This is a genomic window from Micromonospora sp. D75 (genome assembly GCF_018070405.1).
Lineage (GTDB): Bacteria > Actinomycetota > Actinomycetes > Mycobacteriales > Micromonosporaceae > Micromonospora > Micromonospora chalcea.
Genome location: NZ_JAGPXV010000722.1, coordinates 1 through 2,728, shown reverse-complemented (window position 1 = coordinate 2,728; position 2,728 = coordinate 1). Strand labels below are relative to the sequence as shown.

Genomic DNA, 2,728 nt, shown 5'->3' with positions numbered 1-2,728 from the left:
GCGGCCGAGGCGTGGCTGCGCGCGCTCAACGACGCCCGGCTGGCGATGGGCGTACGCCTGGAGATCAAGGACGGCACCGACCTGGGTGAGGAGCTCGACGACGCGGTCGCCGAGGACCCCGGTTCGTCCCGGGTGTTCCAACTGTCGGTCTACGCCTACCTCGGTTATCTGCAGGAGTCCCTGCTCAACGCGCTCATCGACTGAGTGGTGACGGTTGCCACCTCGCCGCCCGGCCCGGCCAGGGGCTAGGCTGGTGGCGTGCTGAGCATCGACCGGTCGATCATCGACGCGATCGTCGCCCACGCGCGTCGGGACCACCCGGACGAGGCGTGCGGCGTGGTCGCCGGCCCCGTCGGCAGCGACACCCCGACCCGGCACATCCCGATGGACAACGCGGCCCGCTCCATGACCTTCTACGAGTTCGACTCGATGGAGCAGTTGCGGGTGTGGCGGGAGATGGACGACCGCGACGAGGAGCCGGTGGTGATCTACCACTCGCACACCGCGACCGAGGCCTACCCGTCCCGCACGGACGTCTCCTTCGCCGGCGAGCCGGGCGCGCACTACCTGCTCGTCTCGACCCGCGAGCCCGACACCGAGGAGATCCGCTCCTTCCGGATCGTCGACGGCGTGATCACCGAGGAACCGGTGAAGATCGTGGATGCCGCCGTGGACCCGAACGCCGTCCAGTCCTACATGTTCGGGCAGAGCCCGGCGACGGTCGACTACGAGTGTTCCGACCGCTGACCTTCAGCGCCGGCACCTTCCTTTTCCCGTCACCTGGCACCATCCCGAACGAGGAGCACGAGACATCATGGCCATCGAGGTTCGCATCCCCACCATCCTGCGCAGCTACACCGGCGGCGCGAAGGTCGTCGAGGGCAGCGGCGACACGCTCGCCGACCTGATCGCCGACCTGGATTCGCGGCACGGCGGCCTGAAGGCCCGCCTGGTCACCGACGCGGGCGTGCTGCACCGGTTCGTCAACGTCTACGTCAACGACGAGGACGTCCGTTTCCTGGGCGCGCTCGACGCCAAGCTCAACGACGGCGACAGCGTGACCATCCTGCCGGCCGTGGCCGGTGGCGCGTTCGGCTTCGCGGCCGCCGCGGCGATCGCCTCGCACGCGGTCTCCACGCGCGCCGCCCGCTGAGGGGGCCCGCGATGGCGCGGTACGACAGCCTGCTCGACGCGTGCGGTGGCACCCCGCTGGTCGGGTTGCCCCGCCTCTCGCCGACGGTTCCCGCCGGGGCGCCGCCGGTGCGGCTCTGGGCCAAGCTGGAGGACCGGAACCCGACCGGCAGCATCAAGGACCGCGCGGCGCTGTACATGGTGCGCGCGGCCGAGGAGGCCGGCCGGCTCCGTCCCGGTGACACGATCCTGGAGCCGACCAGCGGCAACACCGGCATCTCGCTGGCCATGGTGGCGAAGCTGCGGGGCTACCGGCTGGTCTGCGTGATGCCGGAGAACGTCTCCACCGAGCGGGTGCAGCTGCTCCGGATGTACGGCGCGGAGATCATCTTCTCGCCGGCCGCCGGTGGTTCGAACCAGGCCGTCGCGACCGCGAAGCAGATCTCCGCCGAGCACCCGGACTGGGTGATGCTCTACCAGTACGGCAACGAGGCGAACGCCCGGGCGCACTACGAGACGACCGGACCGGAGCTGCTGCAGGACCTGCCGGGCATCACCCACTTCGTGGCCGGGCTGGGCACCACCGGCACGCTCATGGGCACCGGCCGCTTCCTGCGGGAGAAGGTCGACGGGATCCAGATCGTGGCGGCCGAGCCGCGGTACGGCGAGCTGGTCTACGGTCTGCGCAACATCGACGAGGGCTACGTGCCCGAGCTGTACGACGCGGGTGTGCTGTCCCGCCGCTTCTCCGTGGGCACCCGGGACGCCGTGCTGCGGACCCGGCAGCTCGTCGAGGTGGAGGGCATCTTCGCCGGGTTCTCCACCGGCGCCATCCTGCACGCCGCGCTCGCGGTGGCGCACGAGGCGGTCCGCGACGGCCGCCGCGCCGACGTGGCGTTCGTGGTCTGCGACGGCGGCTGGAAATACCTGTCGACCGGCGCGTACGGCGGCACGCTCGCCGACGCCGAGGAGTCGCTGGAGGGGCAGCTCTGGGCCTGACGGTCCGGCGGCGGTCCGGCGGGGGGGGTGCCCGCCGGCCGGGCCGCCGCGCCTGCCCGGAGCGGACGTGTATGGGTGTCACGTTGATGACAACTTCCGGCAGATGATTCTTGCCCGACCGGGGCGGCGCGTAGGCTGCGCAGCGTGGCGAGCGCGTCGGTAGAGATCATCGGCGGCGTCGCCGCCGGCGCATCGACTACTCATGGTGAGATCGAGGCCACCGGATGAGACTGACCGTCCTCGGCTGCGCGGGCAGCTTCCCGGGCCCCGAATCGCCCTGCTCGGCCTATCTCATGGAAGCCGAGGGCTTCCGGCTCCTGATCGACTTCGGCGTGGGTTCGCTCTCCACGCTCCAGCGCTACGTCGGGCTGCACGCCCCCGACGCGGTCCTCCTCACCCACCTGCACTGCGACCACATGTTCGACGCGGTGTCCTACGTGGTGGTGCGCCGGTACGCGCCGGACGGTCCGTACCCGCCCCTGCCGATGTACGCCCCCTCCGGCGCGCCCGACCGGCTCGCCGCCGCGTACGGGCAGGAGGAGGGCTCGGTGGAGGACGTCTACCAGTTCTACGGTCTCCAGCCGGGCACGTTCCCGAT

The 2,728-nt window shown here is 71.2% G+C and carries 5 protein-coding genes; all 5 read left to right on the top strand.

Annotated elements, in window-relative coordinates; translation table 11 throughout:
- Positions 1-204, top strand: a 204-nt coding sequence (locus KBX39_RS28190; protein ID WP_210873421.1) for a DUF2017 family protein, incomplete at its 5' end; no start/stop codon positions are given.
- 54 nt (positions 205-258) lie between these two features.
- Complete coding sequence (locus KBX39_RS28185; RefSeq protein ID WP_030501847.1) at positions 259-747, top strand: Mov34/MPN/PAD-1 family protein; 489 nt, start codon at positions 259-261, stop codon at positions 745-747.
- A 67-nt stretch (positions 748-814) separates the two neighbouring features.
- The gene (locus KBX39_RS28180) at positions 815-1,153 is read left to right on the top strand and encodes a MoaD family protein (RefSeq protein WP_030501846.1); all 339 of its coding nucleotides are present in this window, start codon (positions 815-817) and stop codon (positions 1,151-1,153) included.
- A gap of 11 nt (positions 1,154-1,164) precedes the next feature.
- Positions 1,165-2,130 (top strand): PLP-dependent cysteine synthase family protein, encoded by a 966-nt coding sequence (locus KBX39_RS28175; RefSeq protein WP_043326204.1) that lies wholly within the window; start codon positions 1,165-1,167, stop codon positions 2,128-2,130.
- A 224-nt stretch (positions 2,131-2,354) separates the two neighbouring features.
- On the top strand, positions 2,355-2,728 hold a 374-nt coding region (locus KBX39_RS28170; protein ID WP_210873419.1), incomplete at its 3' end, for an MBL fold metallo-hydrolase.